This is a genomic window from Chitinophaga sp. H8 (assembly GCF_040567655.1).
In the GTDB taxonomy this organism is placed as follows: domain Bacteria; phylum Bacteroidota; class Bacteroidia; order Chitinophagales; family Chitinophagaceae; genus Chitinophaga; species Chitinophaga defluvii.
Map to the genome: position 1 here is coordinate 1,053,440 of NZ_JBEXAC010000001.1, position 15,340 is coordinate 1,068,779.

The 15,340-nt window shown below is 46.3% G+C and carries 14 protein-coding genes; 9 read left to right on the top strand and 5 right to left on the bottom strand.

All coding sequences use genetic code 11. From position 1 onward, the window contains the following. From ABR189_RS04055 to ABR189_RS04075, 5 genes are all read left to right on the top strand, one after another. Positions 1 to 1,248 carry a nitrous oxide reductase family maturation protein NosD gene (locus ABR189_RS04055; protein WP_354659164.1) on the top strand — a complete coding sequence of 416 codons (1,248 nt, stop codon included), beginning with the start codon at positions 1 to 3 and terminating at the stop codon, positions 1,246 to 1,248. Then, complete coding sequence (locus tag ABR189_RS04060) at positions 1,241 to 1,963, top strand: ABC transporter ATP-binding protein (protein WP_354659165.1); 723 nt, start codon at positions 1,241 to 1,243, stop codon at positions 1,961 to 1,963. Before ABR189_RS04055 ends, ABR189_RS04060 begins: the two co-directional genes overlap by 8 nt. A gap of 25 nt (positions 1,964 to 1,988) precedes the next feature. Further along, positions 1,989 to 2,756, top strand: a complete 768-nt coding sequence (locus ABR189_RS04065) for an ABC transporter permease (protein WP_354659166.1) — start codon at positions 1,989 to 1,991, stop codon at positions 2,754 to 2,756. A 76-nt stretch (positions 2,757 to 2,832) separates the two neighbouring features. Next, positions 2,833 to 3,285: a hypothetical protein gene (locus tag ABR189_RS04070; protein ID WP_354659167.1), complete on the top strand. Its 453-nt coding sequence runs from the start codon at positions 2,833 to 2,835 to the stop codon at positions 3,283 to 3,285. An 89-nt stretch (positions 3,286 to 3,374) separates the two neighbouring features. Continuing rightward, the gene (locus ABR189_RS04075) at positions 3,375 to 3,890 is read left to right on the top strand and encodes a hypothetical protein (protein ID WP_354659168.1); all 516 of its coding nucleotides are present in this window, start codon (positions 3,375 to 3,377) and stop codon (positions 3,888 to 3,890) included. 81 nt (positions 3,891 to 3,971) lie between these two features. Here the strand turns inward: ABR189_RS04075 and ABR189_RS04080 are convergent, their stop codons facing one another. The 5 genes from ABR189_RS04080 to ABR189_RS04100 all read right to left on the bottom strand — a co-directional run bounded on the left by ABR189_RS04080 (position 3,972) and on the right by ABR189_RS04100 (position 10,903). Continuing rightward, positions 3,972 to 4,568, bottom strand: a complete 597-nt coding sequence (locus tag ABR189_RS04080; protein WP_354659169.1) for a TlpA family protein disulfide reductase — start codon at positions 4,566 to 4,568, stop codon at positions 3,972 to 3,974. After that, positions 4,555 to 5,640, bottom strand: coding sequence for an efflux RND transporter periplasmic adaptor subunit (locus ABR189_RS04085; protein WP_354659170.1), 1,086 nt, complete (start codon positions 5,638 to 5,640; stop codon positions 4,555 to 4,557). Before ABR189_RS04085 ends, ABR189_RS04080 begins: the two co-directional genes overlap by 14 nt. A gap of 68 nt (positions 5,641 to 5,708) precedes the next feature. Further along, positions 5,709 to 8,909, bottom strand: a complete 3,201-nt coding sequence (locus ABR189_RS04090) for an efflux RND transporter permease subunit (RefSeq protein WP_354659171.1) — start codon at positions 8,907 to 8,909, stop codon at positions 5,709 to 5,711. Between the two features lie 12 nt (positions 8,910 to 8,921). After that, a complete protein-coding gene (locus tag ABR189_RS04095) occupies positions 8,922 to 10,310 on the bottom strand; it encodes a TolC family protein (RefSeq protein ID WP_354659172.1) in 1,389 nt (462 codons plus the stop codon). 131 nt (positions 10,311 to 10,441) lie between these two features. Further along, positions 10,442 to 10,903, bottom strand: a complete 462-nt coding sequence (locus ABR189_RS04100) for a hypothetical protein (protein ID WP_354659173.1) — start codon at positions 10,901 to 10,903, stop codon at positions 10,442 to 10,444. A gap of 240 nt (positions 10,904 to 11,143) precedes the next feature. Here ABR189_RS04100 and ABR189_RS04105 point away from each other — a divergent pair, with 240 nt between their 5' ends. From ABR189_RS04105 to ABR189_RS04120, 4 genes are all read left to right on the top strand, one after another. Beyond that, positions 11,144 to 12,397 (top strand): DEAD/DEAH box helicase, encoded by a 1,254-nt coding sequence (locus tag ABR189_RS04105; protein WP_354659174.1) that lies wholly within the window; start codon positions 11,144 to 11,146, stop codon positions 12,395 to 12,397. A gap of 105 nt (positions 12,398 to 12,502) precedes the next feature. Then, complete coding sequence (locus ABR189_RS04110; protein WP_354659175.1) at positions 12,503 to 13,582, top strand: 3-oxoacyl-ACP synthase III family protein; 1,080 nt, start codon at positions 12,503 to 12,505, stop codon at positions 13,580 to 13,582. 185 nt (positions 13,583 to 13,767) lie between these two features. Next, positions 13,768 to 14,391 (top strand): TetR/AcrR family transcriptional regulator, encoded by a 624-nt coding sequence (locus ABR189_RS04115; protein WP_354659176.1) that lies wholly within the window; start codon positions 13,768 to 13,770, stop codon positions 14,389 to 14,391. Between the two features lie 223 nt (positions 14,392 to 14,614). Next, positions 14,615 to 15,256: a nitroreductase family protein gene (locus tag ABR189_RS04120; RefSeq protein WP_354659177.1), complete on the top strand. Its 642-nt coding sequence runs from the start codon at positions 14,615 to 14,617 to the stop codon at positions 15,254 to 15,256. Positions 15,257 to 15,340 lie beyond the last annotated feature (84 nt).

A 15,340-nucleotide genomic window follows, 5' to 3' on the forward strand; every position in this document is an offset into this window, starting at 1 on the left:
ATGCAGGGTTTAGTACAATACTTTTTTTTATGCTTTTTACTGTTGACCATGCCAGCACTGTATGCACAACAAACCATTACGGTAAGTGCAGCCAGTGAGGTGAAAACGATTACCGCGGCATTGGATAAAGCAGGGGAGCGCGATACCATCCTTGTAAAAGCAGGCGTGTACCGGGAAGGACATATTATAGTAAAAAAAACGGTATACCTGAAAGGGGAGGGTTGGCCGGAGATAGATGCACAGGGTAAGGATGAAGGGATCACTATCATGGCAAACGGGGTAATAATGGAGGGGTTCCGGGTAGTGCATTCCAACAACGGCTCGTTGAAGGATTATGCTGGCATCCGGGTACACAAGTCCAACCAGGTACAGATCATCAATAACCGGCTGGAACGTAATTTCTTTGGCATCTACTTAGCCGAAACAGACAGCTGTACCGTCCGGAATAACCAGGTCAGTAGTGCCAATAAAGCCACGCAATCCGGCAATGGTATCCATGTGTGGAAATCCTATCATGCCACTATCACAGATAATCATATCAACGGCCACCGGGATGGCATCTACTTTGAATTTGTCAGGCAAAGCAGGATAATAAACAATGTAAGTGAAGGCAATATCCGTTATGGTCTGCATTTTATGTTTTCCGATGACGATGTGTACGAGCGCAATATCTTCCGGAAAAATGGTTCTGGAGTAGCAGTAATGTATACCAAGCGTATACAGATGTTGCACAATGAATTTGATGATAACTGGGGAAGTGCAGCCTATGGATTGTTGCTGAAAGATATTACGGATAGTCATATCTCCGGCAACCGGTTTAGAAAAAATACTGTAGCGATATACCTGGAAGGGTCCAGCCGTATAGACATCAGTAAAAATACCTTTGTCAGCAATGGTTGGGCAGTACGTTTGCTGGCCAACTGTGAGCAGAATACTTTTTCCCGGAACAATTTTATCAGTAATACATTTGACGTTACCACCAATGGCACCCTTAACCTGAACCTGTTTGAGCACAATTACTGGGATAAATACGAAGGGTACGACCTGAATAAAGATCAGGTAGGAGATGTGCCTTACCGTCCGATGAGCCTGTATTCACAGGTGGTAGAGAAAGTCCCCGCTGCGGTAATACTGTTGCGCAGCTTTATGGTAAACCTGCTGGACAGGGCAGAAAAATCGATCCCCTCACTAACACCGGAATCCGTAAAGGATGAAACGCCGGTGATGAAAAAATATAATTATGATTGAGATCCGTAACCTCAAAAAATCGTTCGGGCAGTTAAAGGTATTGCAGGGCATGGATGCCAGTTTTGAGAAGGGGCAGGTAGTAGCGATCATTGGGCCTAATGCTTCCGGAAAAACCACGCTTATCAAGTGTATCCTGGGGATGGTATTACCGGATGCCGGGGATGTCCTGCTCAATAATGAGAGGGTAAATGGAGAAGTAGCTTATAAGCAGCATATTGGTTACATGCCACAGATAGGACGCTATCCGGATAATATGAAGATGGGGCAGCTGTTTGAAATGATGAAGGACATCCGGGTGCATAACAGGCCTGCTGTGCTGGATGAAGAACTGATCAGGCGGTTCAGGCTGTCTGCCATGTACCAGAAGCCGATGAGCACGTTGTCCGGAGGTACCCGCCAGAAGGTAAGTGCAGCATTAGCATTTTTGTTTGATCCTCCGGTTTTAATACTGGACGAACCTACAGCAGGATTGGACCCCTTATCGGCCGAAATACTGAAGCATAAAATCATTGCTGCACGGGAGGCAGGAAAGCTGGTATTGATCACCTCTCATATCATGAGCGAAATAGAGGAGATGGCAGATGCTATCCTGTATATTTTTGAAGGCAAAGTAAAGTTCCTGAAAACAGTTACGGACATTAAATCAGAATATGGTGATGAAAAACTTGGCAAGGCCATCGCCAATTATATACTACAGGAAATGAATAACGGTTGATACCGCACCAGTAAATTGTTATAAGATGTTTAAGATTGCAAAATATGTATTGCAGGATATTTTTAAGAATAAAGTGATCATCGGCTATACGTTGTTTTTACTGATAGTGACCAGCAGTTTATTCCTGCTGGACAATGATGTGAACAAAGGAATCAGCAGCCTGATGAGCATCGTCCTGATCATCGTACCCCTGATCAGTATGGTATTTGCCACTACATATTTTTATAATGCCTATGAGTTTATAGAATTGCTGGTAGCGCAGCCGGTGTCGCGTGGGCATATTATACTGGGTATTTACCTGGGGATGGGGATTGCGATGATAGGCGCGCTGGTAATTGGAGTAGCCGTTCCTTTGTTGTGCTTTGCCCCGTCTGTGGTGAGTGTAGTGTTGATATTAGCCGTAATGGCATTAACCCTGATCTTTGTTTCCCTGGCGTTTTTATCGGCTGTGATTACCCGTGATAAAGCAAAAGGAGTAGGAGTAGCGTTATTGATATGGTTTTATTTTGCCATTTTGTATGATGGCCTGGTATTATCGGTATTATTCAGTTTCAGCGAATACCCGCTGGAAAAAGTGATGCTCGCCTGTGCTGTTTTTAACCCGGTTGATCTGGGCCGTATCACGATCCTGCTGAAGCTGGATATTGCTGCACTGATGGGATATACCGGAGCGGTATATAAACAGTTTTTAGGCAATAATACCGGTGTGATGGTAGCCTGCGGCCTCATGCTGTTATGGATCATATGGCCTTTATGGTTGTCGGTGAAGTTGTTCCGCAAAAAGAACCTGTAAGCAATAAACGCCTGGGTCCCGCGTTAGAGAAGGTATGTACCGGTTTACGGAAAATCGGTGCCGTAAAACCAGGCTTATGTTTCCCCTTCAGCGTTTAAGCGTTTCCCAGCCAGGTAGGGTCCGGCAGCGGGTTTTATTGAACATATCTGCAATAGTTGTTATAACACTGGGAGGTTGTGCCTCCTCTTCCGGTGTGTACAAACCTCCGCGTCTGGGTGCGGAGTACCGTTTTGAGGATGGATTGAAAAGACAGAAACACCCGCAGAATTTATTCAGCAAAAAAATGCAGAAAGACCTGGAGAAGCAGGGTAAAATATCTGCTGTGGTAAGAGATGCCCCACCTCCGCCTCCCGGCATGACTAAAGGAGTAAAGGGAACTGATACGTTGCATACCCTGCAGCATGCTGCTATGCCAGATTCCTTACAAACATCATCGAAAGATACTTTGGGGGGGAGTATCCCTTTACCGGCAACGGATACCCTGCAGCCGGCTACACCGAAAGATACCCTTGTACAAGTCCCCGTATAATCATAATCGTGTGATTATCAGGCTTACGTATGATAATTTTACTTACATTTACACCATCTTTAATGTTTCTTTTTTTAAAATATCTTAAGATGAAAAGAATCTTTTGGGCCATATCCGCCACTTTGTTGATCTCCTGTTTCAGCATCCAGACCTCCTGGGCGCAATTAAAAAGATTTAGTATCGGACCTTATGTAGAAGCCGGTTTTCCTGCGGGCGACTTTAACAAAACCAATAAAACCGGGATTGGTGCCGGTATCGGTGCTGATATTAAGTTAATAGCCGGCCTGGGCGTAACAGGTTCCGTAGGAGCAATGTATTTTGCTGGAAAAACATTTACAGATGCACAGGGCAACCAGGTGAAAGGAAGTTCCCTGAGCGCAATTCCTGTTCGCGTAGGTGTTAAGTACTCCCTGATCTCCATCCTGTATGTAAAGCTGGAAACTGGTGCTGCCAATTATATCCGGAATAACAGCGGGTCTGCTTTTATCCTGGCGCCAAGTGTGGGCGTACGCTTACTGGGTCTGGACGTATCTGCCAAGTATGAAGCCTGGATGAAAGACGGCAACCTTGGTTTCTTTGGCCTCAAAGCCGGATACAATTTTTAATGGATGAATAAGCTTGCCATATTGTAATAAAAAAAGCGACCCGCGGGTCGCTTTTTTTATGTGCTTTTCCAATAGGTTACTTTATGGCGCGGCGGTACTCAGGTCTGTTATAAACTGCACCAGCTTTTTATTAGTATAGTCTGCTGCACCAGTATGTTTGAATACCACAACCCCTTTTTTATCAATGATCACCGTAGTGGGTAGCGTACCACTGTAAACACTGGCGGGAATACTGCTGGCAATGGTAAATAACGGTAAGGTGTAATTGTTTTTATCCAGGAACTGTTGTGCCTTATCAGGTTTTGCATCTGCATCTACCGTTAAGAAGACTATTTGTGAATTGTCTTTGAATTGTTCATACAACGCATTGACTGAAGGCATTTCCGCAATACAGGGTGGGCACCAGGTAGCCCAGAAATTAATGAATACTATTTTCCCCTGTAGGTCGGACAGCTTTATTTCCCGGCCATCTGTACCTGTAAAACGGATATCAGCAGTATACAAACTGGTAGCATTGGCTGCTGCGGGCGCTGTTGATACGGAGGGCTGGAATAAGCCTATCTTCATCAGCCCCTGGATCAGCCAGGCTTTCGCCTCCGGCTTAAAGAGCATCAGCAAAAGCAGCCCTACCAGCAATGCCGTGATGATGTTTGATAAGGAGAATTTATTGTTTTTCATGTATTTCTTCACTTCCTTTTTTAATGATTTGCTGATCTGCAGTTACCTCGCCAAATACCTCCTGTAAGGTATCTTTTTTTATGCCTTCTATCACCGGAATTCTTTTAATACCATCGGGATCTTTTCGGAGAATAAATACACCCGATTGCGCACGTACTACGCTGGAAGCGGGCACCCATATAGTAGGTTCCGGACGGCGCAAGGTAAGTTTCACCTGTGCGTATTCTCCTCCGTTGAGCGCGCCATCTTTATTGTCTACGTCAAACTCCGCCATTACCGAGCGGGAGTCCGTTTGCAGCAGGCCACTATTACGCGACAGCGCAGAGGTAAATATTTTACCCGGTCGGTCACTTACCGTAAAGGTAATCATCGTATTGGGATGAAGGGACTGGGCATGTTTTTCAGGAATAGCTACTGTAAGCCGCAAATGTGTTTGCTGGGCAATTGCAAAGAGGGCCCCGTTCTTAGTGGCATTGTCGCCCACCAGTGCCCCTTCGGAAAAATTCCTGGCTACGATGGTACCGTCAAAGGGGGCTGTTATGCGCAGGTAGCCCTGCAGCTGTGCCACCACTCCTTTATTCGCGCCCGCCGTATTATAGGCTGCACTGTCGGCCCGCAGTTGTGTATAGGCTTTGTCCAGCTCAATAGCTGCTACTGCCCCGGTTTTAGCCGCAGCTTTCTGCAGCCTTTGATAAGCCTGCTTGCTGTAGAGATAGTTTTCATACAGCTTCCGCTCGTCCGACTGCGCAGATAAGAATTGCTGGTTTAACTCAGGAGCTTCCAGCACCGCCAGGAGCTGTCCCTTTTTTACCTTGCTGCCCCGGTCGGCGTATAGTTTTTTGATGAAACCCTTTACTTTGGGGTACACCAATACCTGCTCATAGGGTAGCAATTCACCCGGAAGGGTAAGTGTATAGGTAGGGTTGTCGCTGATCGCCGCTACGGTTTCCAGTACGGCAGGAGGAGCAGGGGCTTGTTTTTCCGCTGCTGCAGGAGCCTGTTTTTGATGACAGCTGGCCAGCAGCACAGCACCTGATAAAAGCGTATATACGGACCGGTGAATGAGATGCATATATGATAAGATTTGTATTGTCAATGATATAAGTTGAATACTGATAGTGGTACGATGATTCCTGTTGCTTATACAGCAGGCGGTATCGTTTTCATTTGTCCTCCTTTTAAGGCAAACCTGCTGTCCGGGTCGTCCGGATCCAGGGAAGGACTTATCCGGGAGGCTTTGCGCCGGACTATGTTAAACAGGTGTGGCAGTACCAGCAGCGCTGTGCAGGTAGAAAGGATTAATCCACCTATTACTGCCTGGCCTAATGGCGCTACCTGTTCACCACCATCTCCCATACCGGAAGCCATGGGGATCATCCCGGCAATCATTGCCATCGTGGTCATCAATATGGGGCGCAGCCTCGAAGAAGCCGCCAGTAAGGATGCCTGTTTTACGAGTAAGCCCCTGTGCTGCCGGTTAAATTCCGCCTGGTTGATCATTAATACCGCATTAGATACAGATACCCCTACAGACATGATAATACCCATATAGGATTGCAGGTTCAGTGTACTGCCGCAGATCAGCAGCATCAGCAGGCTGCCGCCTATTACGGCCGGTACTACTGCCAGTATCAGCCCGGAAATAGCAAAAGACTGGTAATAGGCTGCCAGCAACAGGAAGATCACGATCACGGCTACGACTAAACCGGTTTGTAAACCACTTAATGTTTCTTCCAGCAACTGCAAAGTACCTTCTGTACTTACCAGCACACCCCGGGGAGGATCTCCGGCATCTTTCAGTGCAGCAGCTACTGCTTTGGAGGCTGCCCCCAGGTCTTTTTGGTAAGTATTGGCCAGGACGGTTACGTACCGGTTAGGCCCCTGACGGTTTACCTGCGCCGGCTGGTTTTGTATCTGAACGGTAGCCACATCTTCCAGTACGGGCCGGGCACTGCCAGGTTTTAAAGGCAGGGAGCGCAGCTTTTCTACCGACTGCATATCCGCTTCGGGGATTTGTACCTGTACCTGGAATACCAACCCCGACTTAGGATCTATCCACAGGTTTTTATTGGTAAAGCGTGTGGAAGAAGTAGCCAGTGTAAGTGCACGGGTTACATCCTGCATATTTAATCCAAACTGTGCTGCCAGTTCCCGGTTTACTTCTATCTGCAAACTGGGATATGCCAGTGGTTCTGCGATGCGGATATCCCGGAGAAAAGCATGTTTTTTCAACGCCGCTTCCACTTTGCCTGCATAGGCGTTAGCCTGTTTCAGTTGGCTGGCCGCTACTTTTACCTGTATAGGAGTAGTAGCCCCCTGGCTCATGATCTTCTCCACCAGTTCCATGGGTTCAAAAGTGAGGTGCAGTTCCGGGAGTGCTGTTTTTACGCTGTTCCGGATCTGTTCTTTCAGCAGGGCCATCTCATCCGTGTAAATGCTTTGATCTACAGACACCTGCAATACCGCTTCATGAGCACCGCTGGTAAACAGGAAGATGGGATTGATAGCGGAGGCAGAAGGCTGCATACCCACATAGGCAGAGCTGATTTTTACACCATTTTCCGGTAATTGTTTTTTGATCAGCGCAGTAACCTGCTGTAAATATTTTTCTGTTTTTTCCAGGCGGGTGCCGGGAGGTGCCACGATCCGCAGTTGCATATCACCGCTGTTGCTGGCAGGTAAAATGTCGGTGCCTATGGAAATCCCACCTGCAATGATCATGACGATCACCAGTAAGGCATAGACAAGCAGGATACGCACAGGTTTGTTTTGGGTGCGGCGTATCAGCAGCAGGTAGCGGCGCTTGAACTTTTCGAAGCGGGTCAGTTTTTTCTTATGATAACTGACTGCATGGTGCTGAAACTGTTCCGGTTTCATCAGCCAGTTGGCCAGAATAGGTACAAATGTCTGAGATGCCACAAAAGAGGCGATCATCGCAAAGGCTACTGCCAGCGATAAAGGGAGGAACATATCTTTAGGAATGCCCGTCATCATAAAAGAGGGTACCAGTACCGCCAGTATACACAGCAGGATGAGCAGCTTGGGAATGGATATTTCCAGAAGGGCATCCAGGATCGCTCTTTCTTTGGGCTTCTTCATTTCAAAGTGCTGGTGTATATTTTCTATGGTTACTGTAGCCTCATCTACCAATATGCCGATGGCCAGCGCCAGCCCGCTGAGCGTCATGATATTGATCGTTTGTCCAAACAGGTAAAGCAGGATCACCGCAGTGAGAATAGCAATGGGAATGGTGAGTACTACAATCAATGCTCCGCGTTTGTCGCCCAGGAAAAGCAGTACCATCACTCCGGTCAGCAATGCTCCCAGTATCCCTTCATGGACCAGGTTACTGAGCGACCGCTCAATATAACCAGACTGATCAAAAACATATTTTACCGCCACATCTTCGGGGAGAGCAGCCTCTAACATGGGAATAGCCTGCTTCAGGTTTTCCACAACTTTCAGCGTGGAAGCATCCGCTTTTTTTATTACCGGCAGGTATACGGAGCGTTTACCATTTACCACCGCATAACCTACTGTAATGTCTGCAGCATCTTCTACGGTAGCAATATCTTTTATGAAAACGGTCGTACCATTGGTAGTACGTACCGGTATGTTCAGAAATTCTTCCGGACTGCGGGCCATAGAATTTACCGGAGCCATCAGGTTTTGCTGTCCGATACGGATGTTGCCCGCAGGAGAGGGCAGGTTGTTTTGCGCAATAGCCATGGTAATCTCTTCTGCGGAGAAGCCATAGGACTGCATCATTTCCTGGTTCACTTTTACCACGATAGTACGTGCATTGCCTCCAAAAGGAGCAGGCGCTGTAACACCGGGAATATTTACAAACATCGGGCGTACACGGGTCAGCGCTAATGTCTGCAGTTCGGTAATAGAGCGTTGTGAACTCTCAAATACCAATTGACCGATAGGTAGCGAACTGCCATCAAACCGTACTACCTGGGGTGGTACAGCGCCAGGCGGTAAAAAGCCCATTGCACGGGATACCTGTGCTGATAATTCCGCTGCTGCCTGCGCCATATCCGTACCTGGATAAAACGTAAGTTTCATCAGGGTAAATCCCTGCACACTTTTAAAATCAATGTCTTTCACCCCACTTACAAAAATCAGCACCTTCTGGAATTCATTGGCCATGAAGCCATCCATATAGGCGGGTGTAAGTCCGCCATAGGGGAGGGCCACGTAAATTGCGGGCAGTTCAATTTTCGGAAAGATATCTACGTTGATCTTTCGTATGGCCGTAAAAGAAAAGTAGGCAATGGCCAGCACTGCTACCATAATTGTTATGGGCCTTCGTAAGGCAAGCCGGATCATATTCATGAGTCAATTGCTTTAATTTTCAAATTGCTGTAACAGATAGGTGAAATCTGTGGTCAGCTCTGCTTTAATAATCTGTTGTTCCCACCATTGCCTGGAAGCATCAATATGATTCTTTTCGGCTTGTTGCAATAATGCCTGTATCTGTAATAATTCCGTGAGGCTGATCAACCCGCTTTCATACCGGGCCAGGTATAGTTCATATCCCTGTTGTGCCTGTTGTACAGCAGCTGTGGTAAACTGTACCTGTTGCCATTGTTCCCTGATCCTGCTGTACACGGCCAGCAGATTGGTATGCAGTTGCAGTGCCTGTGTTTGCTGGTGGAACCGGGTTGCCTGTACCTGTTGCGCCGCTTTCTTTTTTTCTGTGAGGCTGTTGTAGGCATTGGTCATATTCCAGGTAAGCCCCAGGCCGGCGAGATAGTTATTGGCGCGGTTGTCGAAGCCTGCCTGCCAGCTGTTGTTTACCTTACCATTCGTATGGATACCGCTGCCTCTGCTGGCTACACCACCCAGTAAGGACAGGGAGGGAAATATTTTCCGGCTGACAATTTCCTGTTGCAATAATTCATATTGCAATTGCTGGTCAATCACATCCAGGTAGGGATGATGTGGCTGGATACTGGTATCATTGCCGGTGATAGCAGCAGGAATATTTAAATAGGCTGCAGCCGGTATATTGAAGTGGGCGGTAGGCACGGTAAGCATTTCCATCAGTTGTATTTTCCCTGCCTGGAGTTGTCCGGTCTGCAGGGATTGTTCGCCCTGTACCTGTTTGTACGAAGCAGCCGCCAGCAGGGTATCTGCCATAGGTTTTAAGCCTGCTTCTCCCAGGCTTTTGGACAGCTCCAGGATATCCTTTATCCTTGCCAGGTTATCTCCGGTTAAGGAGAGCAGGGATTGATAAAAAAGGATATCAAAATACTGACGGGTTACTTTGGATTGTACCGCCAGCTGGTAAGCGGTAAAATTGCTTTGTGCTGTTGCCGTGAGTTGTGCCGCAGCGGCAACGGACTTCCGTTGTTTGCCAAATTCAAATAGTTTCCAGTCCAGTACCAGTGAACCATAGGCATTCGTGGTAGCCTCCGGTTCACCCGGCAGGGTGTTGCCACTGTTTACATTAAAGATGCCTGGTAGGGGAAAGAAGGCCCCGCTGCTGCCTGCATACGTACCGTAGGTGTTTTGCAGCTGCAGTTGTGCCTGTGGCAGCGCCTGATGCTTTACGAGGCGCTGCTGATATTCAGATAAGGAGATCTGTGCTTTCTTTTCTTTCAGACCCGGATAGTTTTCAAATGCCAGCTCCCAGGCTTTTGCCAGTGGTAAAGTGGTGGGTGCCTGTGCATAGGAAGTAGTGTGTATCAGCGACAGATACCCCACCAACAGGTAAAACGACTGTTTTATCATATTACAGCAATCAATTGAATCGAGATAATTTAATAGCTAATGCGTAGCAGTTATTGCAAAGCAATACCAGATGGTAATAGGTTACCCGTTCCCGAAGGGACGGCGTTGTTTGCAATAAGAAGGAGGAGTTATCAGATAAGGAGGTGCCTGTTTTTCAGGAAAATGGGAATAGTGGCTGTTTGCAGCAGGTTGTGTGGCGTACCCGTTGTAGCACGTAGCAGGCCTGATAATAAAGGAAGCGTTAAAGCTACCAGCAGAATGGCTGTTGTAAGCAGCAGGGGAAAAGTAGCCGGTAATTTTATCTGTGCAATGCCGGCAGTGACTTTACTGAGCAAGGCTGTTTTTTGCTGACAGCAATCTCTTGCGATGGCAGTAAAGAAATTCGTAGCTGCGGTAAAGTTAGTGCCGGTACGGCTGGATTGTGTCTGAAAAGGGCCGTTGAGGTATGATTGCGCGAGCTTTTTAACCGGACAGGAAGCCACAAATGTCAGGAACAGCGCCAGGAAAATAAGCGCAATTCTGCTGTTAAGGTGGTTTTTGTTTTGTCTGGTAAGCGTCATACTTCGTAAAGTGGTGAGGTCAAAAGTAAGCATTTTATCTTTACAAAGTAGCCATTGGCCAGCGGGCTTTTGTTATCCTTTTGGGGATAGTCACTGATTTTATGAAAAAAATGCATATCTTTATAGATTATATACTCTCTTTTTGCCGACTCGATAATCTTCTATTCCCTGGTAAAGCTCATCAAGTCAAACCGATGAGGGGATATGCAATTAATCACGCTTACTGAAAGTATTTACCATTCAGGTAACAGTATCATTTTAAAAAGTAATAATTTGTCATTCGAGAATTTAAGCATTATTGAGCCCATTCTGAAGGCTCTCAAAACGGAAGGATATACTACTCCAACCCCCATTCAGGAACAATCCATTCCCATTGTATTACAAAGAAAAGACCTGCTGGGATGTGCACAAACAGGGACCGGAAAAACAGCAGCTTTTGCAATACCCATTCTGCAACTATTACACGAGCAAAAAACACAGGAGCAATTACCTGGTAATATACACGCACTTATTTTAACGCCTACCAGAGAGCTGGCTATACAGATAGATGAAAGTTTTGCGGCCTATGGTAAACATACCGGTTTAAAGCATGCCGTTATTTTCGGAGGAGTTTCGCAGCATCAGCAAACCAATGCCATCAGACGCGGGGTAGACATCCTGATTGCTACACCTGGCCGGCTGCTGGACCTGGTATCACAAAAGATCGTCCAGCTGCAGCATATACAGCTGTTTGTGCTGGATGAAGCGGATCGTATGCTGGATATGGGTTTTATCCATGATGTAAAAAAGGTCATTACCCGTTTACCAGCCAAGCGCCAGACTTTGTTTTTCTCGGCAACTATGCCACCTGAGATCGCTAAGCTGGCACAAACGATTTTAACTAACCCGGCTAAAGTAGAAGTGACGCCTGTATCGTCTACTGCTGTGAAAGTGAAACAATCAGTGTTTATGGTGGAAAAAGGGAATAAGACAGCCTTATTGATCCATGTTTTAAAGAACCCGGCCATCACCAGTGCATTGGTTTTTACCAGAACAAAGCATGGCGCCGATAAAGTCGCTAAATTGCTGAATAAATCCCATATTTCTGCTGATGCTATTCATGGTAATAAATCGCAGAATGCCAGGCAGCGGGCTTTGAATAATTTTAAAACCGGACAGATCCGGGTACTGGTGGCCACAGACATAGCCGCCCGTGGAATAGATGTGGAAGATTTGTCACATGTGATTAACTTTGAACTACCGAACGTGCCTGAAACGTATGTGCACCGGATAGGCCGTACCGGAAGAGCTGGCGCCAGTGGTATAGCATTGTCTTTTTGCGATGCAGAGGAAAGAGAATATTTACGTGATATCAATAAACTAATAGCACAATCTATACCTGTAATTGAAGAGCATCCTTACCCGATGCGTAGCCCGGGAGTAAAGAACAGCAGTCAACGTCCGCCATCTTCACCCCGTAAAATTGCAGCACACAATGCCGCCAGAGGGAAGGGCAGAAATGCCGGACAACGGATTGACAATTGGTAGTAGCAAACCAATGACCATACCTGGAAGAATTAATACTCATTTCGGGGATCTGCAACAATATTCAATCAGTTTGAAGTACTGATATGGCTTTATAAACGCCTTAAGATGAGCAATACTATTCATTCCGTTTTTGCTGCTACGGGCAGCTATATACCTGAAATAAAAATCAGCAACCAGGAGTTTGCTGCACACCGGTTTTTTGAAAAAAATGGTACGCCGGTTGCCAAGGAGAATGCCAGCATCATAGAAAAATTCAGAGAAATTACGGATATCGAAGAGCGCAGGTATGCCAGGCCCGAACAAAAGGCATCGGAACTAGGCTATCTGGCAGCAAAAGATGCACTGGACAGCTCTGGTATTGACAGAGAAACACTGGATTATATTATTGTAGCACATAATTTTGGAGATGTAACAGCAGGCAGCAACCGTTCAGATTTTGTACCCTCCCTGGCCTCCCGTATCAAATACCTGTTGCAGATCAAAAATCCTGATTGTGTAGCGTATGATATTGCTTTTGGTTGCCCTGGCTGGCTGGAAGCACTCATCCAGGCTGATTATTATATCCGTTCCGGTGATGCCAAACGCTGCCTGATAATAGGTACGGAAACATTATCGCGGGTGATAGATCCGCACGACCGTGATTCGATGCTCTATGCGGATGGTAGTGGTGCAGCTATTATTGAAGCCTCTTCAACAGGTACAGCAGGTATCCTGGCACATAAAACCCAGACTTATGCCAGCGAACATGCGATGTTGCTGACCATGGATAAGTCTTATGCACCGGAGTATGAAGGAGAAAAGGATATCTTCCTGAAAATGAACGGCCGCAAGTTGTATGAATTTGCCCTCAGCCATGTGCCGCAGGTGATTAAAGCTGCCATGGATAAAGCAGGGGTGCCGCTGTCGGGTATCAATAAACTGCTGATGCACCAGGCTAACGGTAAAATGGATGCTGCCATCCTGGACCGGGTGTTTAAATTGTATGGCGCCGAAAATCATTCACCTGAACTGATGCCGATGACCATTTCCTGGCTGGGGAATAGCTCTGTGGCTACTATTCCTACCTTGCTGGACCTGATCCGCAAAGGAAAAATAGCCAATCAGCAGTTAAAGGCCGGTGATAAGGTGGTAATTGCTTCTGTAGGAGCCGGTATGAATATAAATGCGCTGGTATACCAGTTTTAATAAAGCTATTGCTGTAAGTATAGCATGTTTTTTAAGTAAGCAGGCGTTCCGATATACCGGGGCGCTTTTTCTTTTTGAGCATGACTGCAACGCTATTAAAATTTAGTGCGGGATATATTTTTTGGTGGAATTAATTATTCTATTTAGTTTTGCTAACGCTGTTATAAAAAATAACAACACATATAATGGGAATCACCGAAAGAAGGATAAGACAAAAAGAGGAGGTACGGTCTGCCATACTGGAGTCTGCATGGGCGCTGGTAAAGGAGGAAGGCTGGCAATCCTTGTCGATCCGTAAAATCGCGGATGCCATTGAATACAGTGTACCGGTTATTTACAGTCACTTTGAAAATAAGGATGCTATTCTGACGGAGTTCAACCGGGATGGTTTCCAGTTGCTCAGTGAGGCTTTGGAGGCAGCTAAATCGGCGCATGAGGATCCGTGTAACCAGCTGGAGGCAATTGCTCAGGCATATTGGGATTTTGCTTTTGACAACCGGGAGTATTACCAGCTGATGTATGGTTTGGGAATGCCTACCTGCGAAACGGTAGCGAAGATTCCAGAGTTGCAACAGTTTGCACATATCGTACAATCTACGTTGGCCGCTATTATAGCAGACAGTAAACATCCGGATGCTGAACCTTTCTTAAAGTACCATACCTTCTGGTCTATTTTGCACGGTCTGATTTCTATCAATATGATGGATAATGGGGGCAATATGATACAGAGTACACCTAAGTACCATGATTGTGGTCCTATGGTATTGAAGGATGCGGTAGCTGGTTTTATCAAAGCATTGAAGTATTAACTTTTTTTTTGCCCTGATGGTTAACGGTGTTAATATAAATAGGATTGTTATTCCGGTAAGACAAGGAGGATAGAACGGATTGATTTTTAGGTAACTGGGAATGGTTTTGAGAGTGTGGGTACATATGTTGCGGGAAACCGCTTTTTTTTAAGGTATATAGTTAACAGTGTTATAATTAATAGTACTAGTAGAAATATAAAATAAAATATAAAATCAAACTCATATGAGCCTTTTAGAAGCACTGCAATGGCGCTACGCTACTAAAAAAATGAACGGACAAAAAGTTCCGCAGGAAAAGATAGACCGGATCCTAGACGCGACGCGGTTATCACCTTCTTCCGCAGGTTTACAGCCTTATAGCATCCTGGTGGTGGAAGATGAAGCTTTACGTGAAAAGATCATGGCAGTGAGCAACAACCAGCGTCAGATAGCTGACAGCTCTCACCTGTTGATTTTTGCAGCCTGGAAAGATATCTCCATCGCACAGGTAAACGACTTTATTAAATTGACGGCCCAAGTACGGAATGTAACGGTAGAATCATTGGAAGGCTATAAGGATATGCTGCTGGGAGTGATTACGAGAAATACACCGGAGCAGAATTTCCAGTGGGCAGCCCGTCAGGCTTATATCGCTTTTGGAATTGCGATTGCAGCAGCAGCGACAGAGCAGGTAGATGCTACCCCTATGGAAGGGTTCAACGCCGCTGCATTGGATGAACTGTTGGGATTGGAGGAAAAGGGACTGCGCAGTGTCACTTTGCTGCCCCTTGGCTACAGGGATGCTCCCAATGACTGGCTGCAAGGACTGGAAAAAGTACGGTGGCCAAAGGAGAAGATGGTTTTGGAAGTAGCTGCGAGCTACTAGCCACGAGCTGCTAGCTTAATGCAGCGAAGACATAGCTGTTAGTAATTGGCTTTTAGCTATTAGCTTAATGCCGCGGGAGAAAAG